This window comes from Blautia sp. MSJ-36 (genome assembly GCF_018917985.1).
Taxonomy (GTDB): domain Bacteria; phylum Bacillota; class Clostridia; order Lachnospirales; family Lachnospiraceae; genus Blautia_A.
Map to the genome: position 1 here is coordinate 1 of NZ_JAHLPQ010000041.1, position 16660 is coordinate 16660.

Annotated in this window: 7 protein-coding genes; all 7 read right to left on the reverse strand. The window is 42.2% G+C overall.

From position 1 onward, the window contains the following. Positions 1–168: 168 nt before the first annotated feature. On the reverse strand, positions 169–372 hold the full coding sequence (locus KQI39_RS16360; RefSeq protein WP_216419619.1) for a hypothetical protein: 204 nt from the start codon (positions 370–372) through the stop codon (positions 169–171). A gap of 147 nt (positions 373–519) precedes the next feature. Then, entirely contained in the window at positions 520–1806 is a 1287-nt protein-coding gene (locus KQI39_RS16365; protein WP_216419621.1) for a chloride channel protein, read from the reverse strand. Positions 1807–1884: 78 nt separating this feature from the next. Further along, complete coding sequence (locus tag KQI39_RS16370; RefSeq protein ID WP_216419623.1) at positions 1885–2541, reverse strand: TVP38/TMEM64 family protein; 657 nt, start codon at positions 2539–2541, stop codon at positions 1885–1887. 91 nt (positions 2542–2632) lie between these two features. After that, the gene (locus KQI39_RS16375; RefSeq protein WP_178016165.1) at positions 2633–3994 is read right to left on the reverse strand and encodes a radical SAM protein; all 1362 of its coding nucleotides are present in this window, start codon (positions 3992–3994) and stop codon (positions 2633–2635) included. A 289-nt stretch (positions 3995–4283) separates the two neighbouring features. Then, positions 4284–5480, reverse strand: a complete 1197-nt coding sequence (locus KQI39_RS16380) for a tyrosine-type recombinase/integrase (RefSeq protein ID WP_216419625.1) — start codon at positions 5478–5480, stop codon at positions 4284–4286. A 262-nt stretch (positions 5481–5742) separates the two neighbouring features. Beyond that, entirely contained in the window at positions 5743–6474 is a 732-nt protein-coding gene (locus tag KQI39_RS16385; protein ID WP_216419626.1) for a hypothetical protein, read from the reverse strand. An 84-nt stretch (positions 6475–6558) separates the two neighbouring features. Beyond that, entirely contained in the window at positions 6559–16518 is a 9960-nt protein-coding gene (locus KQI39_RS16390; RefSeq protein WP_216419629.1) for a phage tail tape measure protein, read from the reverse strand. Positions 16519–16660: the final 142 nt, after the last annotated feature.

The following is a 16660-nucleotide window of genomic DNA, read 5'->3' on the forward strand; positions in this document are numbered from 1 at the left end:
CTAGTCATAATTTATTATACCATGAATGGCAGGTTCTTCGGAGCCTGCTTTTTCATTTGAACACAAAAAAGGAGCCATTGCTCCATAGATGATTACTCATCTATTTTGCAACAGCCCCTCATATTCAGACTTCTTAATTCCATTACCGTAACGGTCACAGATATCCTCTTAATCTTCAAAGCAGGTGATCACATAGCGGTCACTTTCTATGATCACATCAGAAACATTCTCTCTGTCCCAGATCGCATCGCTGATGATATCTTTCAGCTTATCATCCATAACGATATTAAAATTCTCCTCGATCACCTGAAACGGAACTCCCTCATTCTCCTGTGCATACTCCATGATAAAATCAAGAATCTTCTCTTCCATACCTCAAAATCTGCCTTTCTGTAAATACTAACGTTTAATATATTACATCAGATTTCCGCAGATGTCCAGATATTTTCCAGCCATGTCCATGCAGTATTCCATAAGATATTATGCCAGTATACACACCCCTTTACATTTCGTTCTATATCAGAATCTGGTATGTCGGTTCACATATTTTGCTTTATATTTGGAGTACACAATGGTCTGATCCTTGTAAAGGCCATAATATCCCGATGCTGCATAGCTGATAGATACTGCGATCAGATAGAAGGATACTCCCTTAAATCCAAACATTTCAAAAGCGATCAGGATCGAAGTGATCGGACAGTTGGTCACACCGCAGAAAACTGCTGCCATTCCGCAGGCTGCACAGATCGACGGAGAAATTCCCATAAGATTACCCATCACACAGCCAAAGGTAGCTCCAATGCAGAAAGAAGGTACGATCTCTCCCCCGCGGAATCCTGCGCGCATAGTCAGTGCTGTAAGCACCATTTTCCAGAAAAAGGCGAAAGTATCCGCCTGTCCGTTTTCCACCGCTTTTTCAATAAGCTCCGCACCAGCGCCCATATATTCATCTGTTCTCAGAATAAAGGTGACAACAATGACCAGACAGGCGCCCACTGCAACCCTGACATATTTATTCTTAAACCATCTGCCATAAAGTCCTGCTGCACCATTCAGCGCAATACAGAACATAATGCTGACAACTGCACAGCCCAGAGCGATCACTCCCATTTTCAGTCCAGTTTCCACAGTCAGTGCCGGAATATCCGTCACATGAAAACTTTCCGGTGTGACTCCCATTCCGGCTGCAAATCCGGAAGCGATCAATGACGCGATCATACACGGCATCAGTGCTGCATAATACATCACGCCCACACTGACCACTTCCAGCGCAAAAACTGCCGCTGCCATCGGTGTTCCAAACAATGCGGAAAACGCCGCGCTCATGCCGCACATGACAATTACATGACGGTCCTCCTCGTCCAGATGGATCCATCTTCCAAGCTGGTTGGCAATACTTCCTCCAAGCTGGATTGCTGCTCCCTCACGTCCCGCAGAACCACCGGTAAGATGAGTCAGCGCCGTTGTGATAAAGATCAGAGGCGCAGAAAGGATCGGCACATCATCTCTGGAACGCACGGTAGAAAGAACCTGATTGGTCCCTCCATCCTCTTTTCCAAGCTTCTCATACAAAAATACAATGACAAGTCCTGATAACGGCAATAAAAGAAAAATCCAGTCATGAGCCTTCCTGTAAGCGATTACAGCCTTCAGTGTAAAAGAAAACAGTGTACTGGCTGCCCCTACGATACATCCTGTAACAACAGCAAGAACCAGCCACTTGATCAGATTTGACATATCCCGGCTGATTCTTGCACTGTAATAATATAAATGCTCCTTTAATCTTTTGTTATGATCTATCCCCATGTTCCTTCCCCTCTTTTCTTTGCTGTCTGCATTATACTACATTTTTTCGCTCAGTAAAAGAAAGAAGAGAAAGCACTGTCATTTTTTCTTCCGGGAAATATACCTGTGTATCAGGATCGAAAATACACTGATCATCACAAGAAGTACCGCGGAGAGCCAGAATGCCGGTGATCCGGGATTCTTGATATTTGCTCCAAATATCGTGGCAAGGATAACTCCCGGAAGTGTTCCCAGCATCCCGCCCAGCATATATATTCCAAATGGGATCTTCACCGCACCCAGAAACAGGCTCACTGCATCCCCGGACAAAAAATTCAGCGTTCTCATAAAAAAAGAAATATACAAAGGATTTCCGTTCTGGTAATCCACCACTGTTTTCAGCTTCGGATATTTGGAAGTAAGATTCTCCACCATGGAAGAGCCGGAAAAACGTCCCATCCAGTAAGGAATTGCCAGTGTAACTGCTCTTCCCAGAAAGTTCACCAGAAGTGCAGTTCCTGTAGAAAACAGATGTCCTACAGCCAGCTGCAGAACTGCAATGGGGAATACAAAGGAGACACTTTTCATGGCGTAAAACACAAGCATAAGTAATGCTGCCTTAACAGGTTCCTTCGGTGTATAGCGCAGGATCTTTTCCACAGACAGATCCTTTCTGTAACGGATGCAGAAAAGAAGCAGTACAAAAAGAAACACCACGGGCAGATATTTTCTGATGTTATCAATCATTTTTTTCATGGTCTGATCCCTCCGTTTTCAAAAAAAGAGCACCGGCACCTGTTTCCGGTACCGTGCTCTTTCATAAGTTCTGCTTTTTTAAGTTTCAGGATCAGCAGCCTTTCTTCGCTGCCTTTCTCTCCTGGTCTTCCTTCCACATTTCCTCTGCTACCGGCTTCCAGTTTTCAGCATACCGGTCACATTTCGCACAGAGATGCTCTGCACTCTCCGGTGACTGAAGATCTGTGGAATGTGCTCCGGATTTTTCTACCATTTCTCTCAGCTTCTGCGGATTTTCAAGCATCGGGCATGGACGGTACATATTGTCATTAAACGGCTGTCCGTCATGATATGCCATCATCATCGGAGACTGCAGTGCTTCCAGAAGTGTTTTCTCGCGGATATTGGAATCAGAATAATGGATAAACACACATGGATCGATATCGCCGTTTGCATTGATATGCAGATAGCGACGGCCGCCTGCAATACATCCTCCCACAAACTCTGCATCATTCTGGAAATCCATGGCAAACAACGGCTTTGTTGCACGGTATTTACGGATACGCTCATAGGTTTCTCTTCTCTGTGCAGGAGTAGGAAGCAACTCCGGTGCTGCATCATTTCCAACCGGCATATAATGGAAATACCAGATAAAGTACGCTCCAAGATCGATCAGGCTGTCGTAAAATGCCTCTGATGTGATAGACTCGAAATTTGCACTCGTATAACATGCAGAGATACCAAATACAAGCTTCTTCTCTCTGAGAAGATTGATGGCCTTGATAACCTTCTGGTATACACCATTTCCTCTTCTGCCATCTGTTGCAGTCTCAAATCCTTCCAGTGAAATTGCAGGAACAAAATTTCCCACCCGAAGCATATCATTTGCAAAATCCTCATCGATCAGTGTGGCATTTGTGAAGGAAAGGAAGATACAGTCATTATGTTTCTCGCAAAGACGGATCAGATCCTTTTTTCTTACAAGTGGCTCTCCGCCTGTGTAAATATACATATAAACGCCAAGCTCCTTACCCTGGCGGATGATGTCATCGATCTCATCGTAGGTGAGGTTCAGCTTGTTTCCATACTCTGCTGCCCAGCATCCTGTACAGTGCAGGTTACATGCACTTGTTGGGTCAAGAAGGATCGCCCACGGGATATTACAGCCATATTTCTCACGGCATTCATCCTGTTTCTTCCAGCCTGCAAGATTTGCATTGATAAAGAAGTTTGCAACCAGAGTTTTCATAACATGCGGATCAATATCAGTTACCAATCTATGAATAAACGGATAATACGGATGTTCCGGATTAGAAATGGCTTCGCGGATCATTGCTCTCTGTGTAGGAAATCCACCACCGGAAAATTTATCTGCCCAGTCCATGATCTTGATAAAATTCTTATCAGGATCTTTATAAACATAATTGAATGCCTGTTCAAGTCCGAATTTCTTAAGTGTGTTCATTGCGCTCATACTATCTCTCCTTATTTCTCTCAATGTAAATATGCAATCTAGCTAAACGGACATCTTCATTCCGTCACACTGCATTTCGAGTACCAAAGCTTTCTTACTATCTTTGCCTGACTCATGGTGTTACTGTACGTTTTTTCCATTTGAATAACAATAGACAATATAATTGGTATGACCAAAAACTAGGCAAATCTGTTAAAATGCCTAAATATTTTTTAATAATCCCTATAAATAAAGGGTTTTTAGGTCAATATTTGTGAGTTGACACCATTTTTACACCATTTTACTCAGGCTATTCAGCTCGCCTTCTTATAGTTTCGTTCATCGCATCTTCAAGCATTAATATATTGTGAGTTTTTTGAGATTCATTGATATCCGTATAGATATCAAGTGTAGTATTTACGCTCTTGTGTCCTAAATATGCCTGTACAATTTTAGGATTGATACCTTCATCAAAGCATCTTGTCGCAAAAGTATGTCTTAATGTATGTGGACCAAAGTACGCCATTGGTGGCTTAGAGTTTGCTGCTCGTACTACATTTACCCGATCAATAACATGTTTCATAGCTGAATAAATACATCCTCTTGATATTGGATTCCCCGAATGTGTAGTGAATATTAACTGTGATTTATTTAACGGATCATTTTCATTCAGTTTTAATATCTTTTTTAAAACTGTTATTTGATCTTGTATAGCCTTTTTACACATATTATTCATAGGGATAGTCCTATTTGCTGATGGTGTTTTGGGCGGAGTAACATGAAAACTACATTGTTCTCCTTCGCTTTTATAATATACAGATGTTTTATTCACGCTTATTTTACAATTATAAAAATCAACATCACCAATAGTTAGTGCAGAAATCTCTCCGAATCTCATGCCAGTATTAACTATTGTAATAAATAGATTGTTATAATATGAATTTACACTCATATCAAAAAAATCTATCTGTTGCTCTAATGTGAGCGCCGTGCCTTTTTTATTAGGTTCATCTAGCTTTTTAATTTTTAACATCGGATTTTTTGTACAAACATTATCTGCCATCGCACATTCAAATATGTCATATAGCATTCTGCTAATGCAATTTATGGTCGATTTTTTAAAATTATTTTTATTTAGATTTCCAATTAGATCAACCACCATAAGCCTATTTATTTCATTAACTCTCTTCCTCCCAAGAAATTCTTGAACATGATTTCTGTACATAGACTTGTATCTTAATATTGTAACTTCTTTAACATAATTTTGTTTATAAATACGTATCCATTTATCAAACCATTCGTCCAGAGTTATACTTGGATTAATCGTGTTGTTTAATCGGTAATCTTCAACAATTTCATTATGTAGCTCGTTCTTAATATCTTTTAATGTCTTGCCATACACAGTCCGCCTTTTACCAAAACGATCAGTAAAACGAGCTTGATATCTGCCATCCTTCCTTTGTGTGATACCTTTACCAAGTTCCTTACCTTTTAAATCTTTCCCCATCGTATCGTATTCCTTTCATGCCCTACATACGATTACGACAGAACCTTTTCAGCATTATTCTATCATAATCTACGGGCAATATCCAATTATTCACTGTTTTGTTCCAATAAAAAAAAGAGCATCCCAGCTCTTACATGACATATTCTTACAGCCGGTCCAGCTAGAGTTTTCTTCTCACTGCTACCGCTACTTCCGCCGCTGCTGCCATCCTACCACGTTCCGGGAATGCTCTTTACATCTGTTTTGTTCTTCCTTCGTATAATTATTCGCATTCTTCCATGTTCTGTTTCAGTATCTTTCCTACGTCCAGAACATGTGCTTCCGCTTCTATGTCCTCCACATTGTCTGTTATTGTTGTTGTGTACATGATTGCTGTTCCTCCACTTACATTACAATCATATAAAGCTGCTATTAACAAGTCCTGAAACTGTTCCTGTGAAAGCTGAAAGGATGGACAGTCCGCATTTTTTATCTTCTCTTCCAGTTCTTTGTTATGCTCTGCATCCGGTTTGCTTGCATAATATGTCAGATTTTTATGGATCTCCCGGGGCAGCAGTTGCAAATTCTCCGCACGGTTGCACTCTTTTCCTTCACTTGGCTTATACTGGTTCTTTTTTCTGATGTGGTGAATTTCGTTATCTTCAGAACCAAACTCATTTTCACAGAAACAGTCACTCATTACCCGGTACATGCTAACATGTTTATTGTGTTTCTGGTCTACAATTTTGTACTCATAATACCAGTCCTGTCCCGTCCGGCTTCCATCTTTATTTTTTATTCCTGTATGTCTGTGGTTTGGTTTTATTACTTTAATTTTACTGCCGTATGCAGAAAACAGATAACCCTTGTTGGACACAAACCAGTATGCCGGGTATGGTTCCTTACACTGGACGATCTGCTCTCCTTCCTGCATAACATAATTAAATGTATTCTTCATCAGATCATCAAATTTCTTACTATATTCTTCTCTGGTATATTTCTTATATTTTCTCATTTTTTTACTCCTTTTACTCATAAATAATTTTTCTTATAAATAAGAGCACCTGTAACTGGCACAGATGCCCTCGTGTTTTAATCCTCATCGGAATTTCTTAAATTCTTTTGCAAGCTTCCTGTCATGTTCATCAAACATCTGGCTTACCGTTTTCTTCAGTTCCTGCATGTTGTTTACGTCCACACCATTTACAATAAACTGATAATCATTACTTATGGTAGCTTCTTGTCTGGCTGGCGTCTCTTTAACGCTTGGGGTTCCTGCTTTCTGCATAACCTCTGTAAACTCCTGCATGATCGCTGTTGTTGGCTTCAGAAGCTTTGTAAAATCCTGTGTCAGCACCGTTTCTCCCGGCTTGGCCCCAATAAATCCGGTGTCACCGTTCTTTATGATCGCATCGCCCAGAAGTGTTCCCATAGTTGCCGGGATCAGGTTTCGGATCACTCCACCCTTGGAGAATCCAAACGTCTGAAGCTTCTTGACCATAGCGTTCTTCTTTTTAGTGTCCCATTTAGATACATTCTTTGCATCCTTATAGCCCAGAATCGAAGCTGCCTTTACAATGTTTGCATTGCTGGTTTTCTTACCTTTCTTTGCAAAGTGCTTCACAAGCGGATCTTTGATTTTCTCGATTTCTGCGTCACCGCCTGTATAAGATGGCAATGCTTTATACCATTTCTTCAGCTCTGCTTCTTTCTTTGTATTCGCCTTTACAGTATTGGCGTTCTGTCCGGTTGACATATTAAGGACACGGTTCTTTTCTTCTGTGGTGAGAGAATATTTCTTACTCTTGGCTGTACTGTTCACGATCTTGGAGTTTTTCGTTGCATCCTTCAGTACAGACACATTTAAGCTTACCGCCTTACAGTATCCGCCAGCTCCCTGAACTTTGATTACTGTTTTCCCGGTCTTTAATCCCTTCAGGGTAATGCTGTCTGCTGTCTGTGTGATTTTCACAATCCCTTTTGCAGATGCCGTACAGTTAAAATTCTTATTGACTGCGGTTGACGGGCTGAAGCTTACCTTTACGGTTGCTGTCTTTCCCACATTCACAACAACGGATTTCGGATTTAAAGAAATACTCTTCAGGGTTTTATTCTGTGCATCCATAGCAGCATTACGAACTGCTTTGTCCGCAGCAGTATTCCCGGTTCCTGTAGATCCTGAAATACTTGTATCTTTGATGCCTGTAACTGCACCGTCCGCTTTCTTGCTGTCTGTAGAATCATTCTTCAGGTTTGAATCCTTAATATTATTCTGGAACTGATCCGAAACCTTTAAGCCTGTGTTTGCAATGATCTGGTTGATTTCTGCATAGGCATCCTTATATTTTTGCTTTGTTGTATTCAGCATCTCGTCTATGATAGCGGTTTGCATCTGAGAGTTGGATTTCACTGCATTTAAAGTATTGTCCAGAGCATTGTCGGCCTGATCGGTAAGGTTATCATAACCCTTGGATATTAGCTCAACCTGATGGCTGTGTTTGGTATCTTCCAGATCTTCCTCTTTTTCCGCCAGCTCTGCTTTTAATTGTTCCAGCTTGGCCTTGGCAGCAGCGTTTGTGGTTCCTTCCAGAGCTGCGATCTGCGCTTTGATTGCATTAATATCTTTATTTTTGCTCTTGATAGTCTTATCAAACTGATAATACTCTTCCTTGGCATCTTTAGCTTTCTGTCGTATATCAACATTTTCTTTCAGAAGATCGTTCTCTTTTGTAACCTGATCCTCATACATTTTCAGCATTTCCTGATTATAACTGTAGATCGCCTTGGAAGATTCCCGGATTCCGTCTGTATACTGTTTCTGATATTCTTTCAGCTGTTCTTCTGTCAGATTTCCTGCATTGTATTCTTGCTGTGCATTTTCCCACTGTGCCTTATAGTCCGCAATTTTCTGCTGTTCCGCATTCAGTCCCTTATTGATAAGAGCAATGTTGGCAGCTCCCTGTGCCGTCAGTTCACCGGCATCAGAAAAGAACGTATCCGAATCCAACATACCTTTTAAAGTGTCGCAGTCGTCAATCAGTTCATCCAAAGAATCAATGGCGTCATCAAAAGGTTTAAACCGAATCTCCACGGCTGCTTTCTTGAATTCCGCTGTGCTTTTTGCTGCATCAAGGATCGCCTGTGTATATCCATTAATCTCATCCATTACTTTCTGATATTCCGGTGAACCCGGAGACAGTGTTTTTAGCTTCGCCATAGCAATTTTCTTTTGATTCTGTAGTGCCAGGATGGTCTGATCGTTGATTTTCGCAGCCTGAGCATAATCATTTACCGTCAGATTTCCATATTTGCTGCCTTTATAATTGGTAGCTTCTTTGAAATTTCGGAAAGAGGAAAGATTATCTGACCTGCCCTGATACATTGCAGTCTTATACTCCGCAGCATTTTTCTTCAGCTCATACATAGTATTGGAAAGCTCTTTTGCGGACTGCTTACAATTATAAAATTCATCCCGAAGATCATTCAATCCTGCCTGTGCTTTTTTATAAATATCCGAAGTTTCTCCATATTTTTTACGGATTTTCTCCATCTGTGCCCGGTATGCCACCATTTCTTTTTGCAACAATACTGCCTGTGCTTCCTGTGCTTTCCTCTGGCTGTTTACGTCCTTATAATATTTGCTGCCGGGAGCCTGTGATTCCCCGTTTTCTTCCCGGTACTTCAATCTGCTTTCGATCACGGAGCTGCTTGTAGAATATACTTTTTTCAGATCATCAAAACGGTTGGTAATGTTATCCAGCTTCTGCTGATCCACTTCCTTCTCTTTTTTCTTCAGTTTTTCCAGCTCAGATTCACATTCATTAATCTTATCGTACCATTCTTTATAAGCTTCCACCTTGGATTTCGTATCTTCATCCAGAAGATCAATGTTAACTTCACCATTCTGGACTTTGTTCCTGAGATCCTGTGAAAGACCGATCATATCTGCGTAAGCTTCTGCCTGATATTTATAATATCCCTGTGCCTGTTGATATCCACCCTTCAGTTTGGAAATATCCGCAAGCTCTTTATCCAGATATTTATTCTGGTTCGTATAACTGGAATAATTCTCTGCTTTTGCAGCATTCAGATCTATGGAATTGTTATATTTTGTAGTGAACCGTTCAAACCAGTCTATTGCATTTTTCCACGGATCTTCCCATGATTCCACGTTTTCTGCTGCTCCTGTAACAGCTTTTGCTGCACTGGATGTATCTTTTGCAGCCTGTGTAACAACATTTTCTGTATTGGAAGAGGATTTTGAACCACTATAAGTTGTATGTTTGGATGCAATATTCGCCTGTTTCGCAGAAATTCCACCTGTAACCATAGCCGATCCGCTTGCTTGTGCCAGACCTCTGCTGTTGATAAACCCACGATCCAATAAAGTTTCCGTCTGAAGATGGTTGAATACAATGCTTCCTGCCGGGATATTTACGAACTCTGCTCCATTATCACCTACAGTATTCCATGTACCAGTTGCAGGATTGACTACAATTTCACGTCCCAATTCACCTACCAGAGTAGTTCCACCTGTTTTCGTAGCCCAGTTACCACTTGCCTGTGCATGGCCTGAAAGATGATTGTACTGTGCTGAACCTGATGCATGAGCTGTTCCACTGGCATGAGCTGTTCCATTTGCGCCACCTGCACCTTTTGTTGGTGGTGTTGTATTTGTCCAGTTCACGGTTCCAGTTGCTGTGAAATATGTTTTTACTCTGGATATATCATTTCCCCATGCTACAAGACCAGAAGAACGGTGTACCTGTGCTGCAAACGCATCTACAGCCCCGGTTTCATTATCCCATGTCACTTTACCGGAAGATTGCTTTTCTTCTGCTGCATAAGCATCTACAGCATCAGAATTTACTCCCATTTTTACCATTACTTCAGGACTTAATCCCTGTAAAGATGCAGTGATCGTGTCCGCGGAAGTGGTATCAATACTCAGCTGTGCTTTAATCTCAGGACTTAATCCCTGAATCTCACCAACCAGACTGTCCACCTTGCCTTGTGCTTCTGAAGTATCTGCCCCGACTGAAGCCTGTAGTTCTACACTGTTCTGTGCTTCCTGAAACTGCTGCAATAAAGATAACGCATTTCCAAGCTCTCCATCCACCTGTGAAGTATCTACAGACATGACCGCAGGAGCTTCCAGCATCTGTTTCTGTGTAACACAATACTGGATCACTGCGTTGGCATCATCCACCTGAGAGGAATCCACATCCAGAGTAGTCTTATAATTCTGCATCTGAGATATGGTATTGTCCAACGTCTTGACTTTATCCTCGGTATTATCAATGTCGGAAACATCAATCTGGATATTCATGTCGGTATCACCAGACATTTCCTCGATCCGTCCCTTGGCTTCCCCGGCTGCGACTGCCATATCACCTAACGTTTTTGTGGCTTCATCCGCCCAGTCAAACTCTCCACCAAATTCTTCCATTTCTCCAAACATGGATTGAACCATTGGAAGTGACAAGTTTAATCCTTCCGCAAAGTCCTCCATCGTTTTCTGGCCTGCAATCTTATATTCGCCGCTTGCTTCATCCAGCTCCATTAATCCTGCTTTGGTAGCTTTCGCACAGAACTCCTGCACATCAAGGCCGATCCGGTTGCCATCCTCGTCATGGTTAAAGTAATGTTCGATGGAACTCATATAAGAAGAAACAGATTCTGCGTCCTGACTGTCCACGGTATCAGGAACAATAAAATCCACAGCTGCCTTATAGGAGTTAGTTCCGACCCTTCCGTAATCCTCAGAATCACTGTTCTTTGTTACGTTATCAATCTTTTCCATAGCTCCCATGGCATCATCGAACATATCACCAGATTCCGAAGCGTTCTGTTTGTCAAGCCAGTTCTGGTAAGCCCCGGTTGCCTCCCTGAGAGATGCGGAGAGCAGATCCAGCTGATTGCACTGGTTTACGATTGCGTCATTATCTGATAAGAGAGCATCAATACTGGACTGGATTGCCTGTGCTTCCTCACCTTTTGCATCGGTTAATCCTCTTAACTGATCCTGAAGCTGTTCGATCTGTGCAATGTTCTGCATGTACTGATTCTGTTTTTCTGCTTTCTGGCTGTTGTTGGTCTGGATCTGTTCCTCAGCCTTGGCTTTCTGTAATTCCCGTACTTTCTCTGCATTCAACTGTAAGGCTCCATTATTATATTCCAGAGCGGAAGTATAATCTGCAAGCTCGTCTGAGTTGAAATCATCCAGAGATATTGATTTTCCGGTACTCTGTGCATCCAGAACAGATTCCGCTTTCTGGATTCCGGTTAATGCAGCACTGGCTTTGTCGATCCTTTCACTGATATCCCCGATGGAATCCGCTGCTTCGTCCAGAGATGATCCAGTACTGGAAGATACAATACCAAGCTCTACAAGCATACTGGCAAGATTTGACACACTGGACGCAGAAGTATCACTGATAACACCTGCGTCAAGGGCAGCCTGTACGATGGCATTAATCTGATCTTCCCCCTCCTGTATTCCGTCTGTTTCAAACGCATACCGGAAGTCTGTATCTGAGAGATCCATAGATTTCAGTTCATCTGCCATACTAGACAGGCTTTCCGAATTATTTAAAAGATCATCCAGAGACACATTGGCATCACTGGCTGCATCTTTCAGGTCTGAATAAGCATCTGCAATCGCTCCGGTATCTCCTGCAAAGTGCATAGCTTCCCCGGTCTTGATCGCCGTATCTCCAACATCAGCAAGAAGTCCCTGTATATGCTGTCCGTCTACATCCAATCCTTTTGTATCCAGCTGCATCAGATCTTCATTGTTCCAGCCTTCCCCGGCTTCTTCAATCAGAGACTGAATATATTTTTCCACAGTTCCTCTGCTTAATAGTTCTGCCCCGTGATCGGTCTGAAGCATAGGAGAGAACGCAATCTCTACACCGTCAAATTCTTCACTGCTGCCAAATACGGTTGAGAAAGAGCCTTTCATATCCGCAGCATACTGATCCCAGTTCTGTGCTTCATCATCCCATGACTGTAAAGCAGACTTATAAGCTTTCAGATTTTCGTCTGTCCATTTTAGGATCTGCCGATTATTGGTATCAATATTTCCAAACTTTGACTGTGAAGTATCAATTCCCAGTTCCTCAGCTTCTGCCATTACAGATTTATACTGATCCAGAGCATCCTTCAGATTATCCGCTTTCTCTTTGTCTACACCATTCAAAAGAGAATCAATGGCTGAATCCTGTGAGCTTTTTGCTCCGGTAAGCATATCCTTAAAGTTTTTATTGGCAATGGCTGTATCATTCAGCTCGTCCCGGATTTCTTTTACCTGATCTGCATAAGTGGACATGCCTGTATTTTTCACCAGACCGTTTACTGTGCTATCCAGTTCTGAGAATTTCTGGGATGCTTCTGTAATCTTGCTGGTATCTCCATCGGCAATCGCATTATTATAATCCTCAACCGCTTTTGCATAGTCTGAGATCCACTTGGAAGCTTTCTGTTCCGTATCACCGGACTTATACAGCTTATCATCGGATAACAACTCTGCTTCCTGTGCCTGTTTATAAATATCCTGATATTCACTGAGAACATCCTTTGCTTTTGTCAGACCGGATGCTGCATTGTTAGCAAGCTGATCGGTTACATCCGTTTCACCAAACTGATCCTCAATACCGGAAACCTCAGTCATGAAATCATTCAAAGCGTCTTTTGCGGTAGAAGCATCCGCATTAAACTGAATATCCATCGTGATTCCGTCTGCACTGTCCAGTTTAAATACATCTTCTCCATAGGTTTCCTGAAGCTTCTTAATGGATTTCTTGATTGCTTCCGATTCCTCTGATCCGTTATCATAGAACTGGCCTAAGTAGGTATGACGGTTTTTCTCCATCTCTTTCTGGGCTTTATCAATGCCTTTTTTATTCTCATTCAGGAAATTCTGAGACTGTTTTTCGTTCACCTGATCCAGTAATGCGATCTGCTCCGTAAGAGATCCGTTTATCAGATCAAGCCCACTGACCTGATTTCCGTAGGATTCGGATAAAGATTCCTGTATGGATAACAGCTCGCTCTTTGCGTCCGCTGCTTCCTGCTCTGTCAGTGTACCGGATGCAAGGGCTGTCCTTAATTCCTGAATCCTGCTGATATTATCCTGTATGGAAGTCGTGTTCTCTTCCCATGTATTTCCTGCACTTTTCGCAGAGCTTACTGCTTCCTCAATGGATCTTTTATAAGCACTGTAAGCCGTAACTGCTGCGGTAACACCTGCTGCAACCAAAATCAGAGGATTTGCCATCAATGTTGCAAGCATTCCCTCCATAGCACCGGATAATGTAAAGGTACTGGCAGCAGCAGCTTCATTGGCAGTGGTTAATCCCATTGCAGCAACAGCGGCCTGTGCTTCTGCTTCACTCATTCCCTGATTTACAAGGACTGCTGCCCTCTGTGCTTCTGTTAATGCTTTGCTGGACAGCACCATCTGTGTCTGGGATTCGCTTAATCCCTGTGTCAATCCTAACAGCTGCTCAAAAGAATCTGTGGAAATTTCTGCCATTCGGCTGATATCCATAGCCTGTCCCATGTTGGAAAACTCCCGGAACAGATTTATCAGCTGTTGAAATGCGTATACACCACCAGCAGATGCAAGTCCGGTCAGAGATGCCTGTAAGATATCTGTATTCGCTGCAAAGTCCGCCATTGCTTTTGCCCCATCCAGAAATCCCGAATACATGTTATCTGATACCAGAGAAGTAGACAGGTTTTCCAGAGATGCTTTCAGGGCATTGGTCTTGGCTTCCAGAGAGTTTAAATAATTGTCCTGAAACTTCTTCTCTGCGGTTCCTTCTGAATTATAAGCGGTTTCTGTCAGCATTTTTACCTTATCATAGTTATCCAGCATGGCAATCACACTGTTGGCCTGATGGGTTCCGCCGAGAGCTGTACTAACCGCTTTCTGTGTATTCTTATTTAAAGTGTCCCATTTATCTGCCACAGAATCAATGATTGTTTCCGAATCAAGAAACTGATCGTTGTTATCCCTCATGGTAATACCGATCTTATTCAGAACTTTCTCCACATCATTCAGTGCTTCCCCGTTATCATCCACGAATTTTCCTGCTTTGATATTGTTCATTCGGGACAAAATACTCTTTAAAGAAGTACCGATGGTTTCATCACTGCCCTGTGTTACATCCTTGATCGTAGCAATAATGGCAGCTGTTTTCTCCAAACTCATACCAACATTATTCGCCTGTGATGCAACTTTCTGTAAGGAAGTACCGATTCCACCTGCATCCGAAGCACTCTTTAAGTCAATGCTGGTCAGGATATCATTGATCCTGCTGGCCTGATCTGCACCAAGCTTAAATCCATTCAGTGTAGAAGTCAAAACCTGTGCTGCATCTTCTGAACTCATCTGTGCATCCTTAGATAAAACCATAGAATCTTTGATAAGCTGGTTGGTATCTGCCATGGAACGTCCCTGTCTCAGCCATGTATTTGCAGATTCCGCTACATCAGATGTAATACTTCCGATCTCCTGACCCAGTTCGTTGTAGCTCTGCATCAGATCTTCCGTATAAGTCTTGTCTTTTCCGGTTACCATTGCAAGGTTGGTTTTCAGATCGTCAAACTCTTTTACTGTAGAAACTGCTTCTTTTCCTGCATCTACGATCTTATATAATCCATCCTGCATCATATTTGCCAGACTGTATGCAGAAAAGGCTTCCCGGAAGCTTCCACCTAAAGTCTGAAATACGCTCTGGCCCCGGATTCCTGCTGCATTTACACCATTCAAAGCTTGCTGCATCTGTGCCAAACCAGAGCTGTCTACTTCAGGCACATGGATCTCCGGTGTTTCGGTTGCTCCGTTTACTGCTGTATCAACATCATTCTGGATATCTCTGGTGTTCACACGAAGATCAATCTCCATATCCTGAATACTTTCTACTGCTGCCCGGATCTGGCTCTCTATTTCTTCCGTATCAATCTTGAAGTGTACCGGAAGATCCATTTCATTCAGTGCAAGGTTCAGATCCTCCTGCAAGGATTCCTTATTTACCTGAAGATTGACTTTTACAGGCTCTTCTCCGGTTGCAAGACTGCTTAATGCTTCCCGTATCTTGGAAACCAGCTGTTCCTCATTGACTTCCATGTTTACTTTTAGAGCACCTTCAGCCTGATTTCCTGCATTTTCTACTGCCGACCGGATATCTGAAGAAATCTTATCTGTGTTTACATTTACATCAAGGTCAATGGTCGTCTTAGCTGCTTCGGATGCACCCATAATGTTACTCTGTAGGCTCTCCTTCAGCTTTGCTGCAATCGCTACAACCTGCTCCGCTGCACTGTCTGAGATCCCGGTGAGCTGTTCCGCAGTCATGTTCTGGGCTGTTGTTACCTGTCCCACATCCGCCCTTGCCTGATGCAATACATCAAACGCATGGACGATCTGATCCACCTGATTAGTAATGTTATCTGAAAAATGTTCCGGGAAAAGATCACGCATTTCTCCCCACAGGGAATCTATGGATATTCCTTTTGAAGCGTCCCGGACAATCTTGCCGATGTTATTCTGAAGCAGTTCCTTGTAGGTATCTTCACCCATAGCCTTCTTCAGTTCATCAGAAACATAAATCTTCTTATCTTTGAAGTAATTAAAAAAGGCATCATAGCTTCCGGTAGCACCCTCCACGATCTTTGCGTTCTTTGTGACCGTGTTCACCATGCTGTCCATACCGGAATAAAAGCCTGATGCTTTCCCAAAATCAAAATCCTTACCATTCCATGTCTTTCCCAGACTGGATATCATCTTGTCCATCTGGGATTGCAGCTTACTGATTACATTTTTGTCTGTAATATTAAAAGATCCGGCAAGCTGCTTAGAGATGCCGGATGTATCAATCTTCGTATCTTTTATACCTTTTTCTATACTGGAAGCCATCTTCTTTGCAGAATCCTGATTCACTTCCACATCAATCTTCAGCTTTCGCTTCTCGTTCAGAAAAGCATTCAGCTTACTCTCTGCTTCCGCCGTATCTAACTCAGCGGTTACTTTTGCTCTAAAGTCCTCAGCCATTATCTTACTCCTTATATAATAAGCTATAAATGAGCAAATTTAAAAAATTGCACAAAACTACACTGCGAATTTCATAAATGAATCAAAATCATTGCTTTCCTTTGCGCATTGAAAAAGATAACGATACTTTTCCAGCTGAATG

Excerpts from the sequence above, each read along its gene's own strand:
- KQI39_RS16360 (WP_216419619.1), bottom strand. The coding sequence starts at position 372 with ATGGAAGAGAAGATTCTTGATTTTATCATGGAGTATGCACAGGAGAAT.
- KQI39_RS16365 (WP_216419621.1), bottom strand. The coding sequence starts at position 1,806 with ATGGGGATAGATCATAACAAAAGATTAAAGGAGCATTTATATTATTAC.
- KQI39_RS16370 (WP_216419623.1), bottom strand. The coding sequence starts at position 2,541 with ATGAAAAAAATGATTGATAACATCAGAAAATATCTGCCCGTGGTGTTT.
- KQI39_RS16375 (WP_178016165.1), bottom strand. The coding sequence starts at position 3,994 with ATGAGCGCAATGAACACACTTAAGAAATTCGGACTTGAACAGGCATTC.
- KQI39_RS16380 (WP_216419625.1), bottom strand. The coding sequence starts at position 5,480 with ATGGGGAAAGATTTAAAAGGTAAGGAACTTGGTAAAGGTATCACACAA.
- KQI39_RS16385 (WP_216419626.1), bottom strand. The coding sequence starts at position 6,474 with ATGAGAAAATATAAGAAATATACCAGAGAAGAATATAGTAAGAAATTT.
- KQI39_RS16390 (WP_216419629.1), bottom strand. The coding sequence starts at position 16,518 with ATGGCTGAGGACTTTAGAGCAAAAGTAACCGCTGAGTTAGATACGGCG.